Below are 253 nucleotides of genomic sequence, written 5' to 3'. Positions count from 1 at the left end.
CAAGCAGAGAAACTGACAGGCTCATCACCAATATAAAATGCTCAGGATCAAGAAAGCCCAAATTTGGACAAAGCTGACTGAAACAACGTTGAAAATGCCTCTGCAGCGGTCCCATCATCAGCCTTCACTTTGATCTGTGCCTTCGCTGATGCTGTGTTTACGATACATTCTACAAGGAATAAAGCGGTAGCACCATCCTTTTGAGCATAGAAAAAGAACTTGTAGTTTGGGGGCTGGCCACCTGAAGCAATAC

At 44.7% G+C, this 253-nt stretch carries 1 protein-coding gene; it reads right to left on the bottom strand.

The window, feature by feature from the left end; translation table 11 throughout:
* Positions 1-47: 47 nt before the first annotated feature.
* On the bottom strand, positions 48-253 hold a 206-nt coding region (locus tag EUU22_RS26405), incomplete at its 5' end, for a hypothetical protein (RefSeq protein WP_165351147.1).

The organism is Ciceribacter ferrooxidans, assembly GCF_004137355.1.
GTDB classification, from domain to species: Bacteria; Pseudomonadota; Alphaproteobacteria; order Rhizobiales; family Rhizobiaceae; genus Allorhizobium; species Allorhizobium ferrooxidans.
The sequence above is the reverse complement of the archived record's forward strand: the minus strand, read 5'-3'. Positions and strand labels throughout refer to the sequence as shown.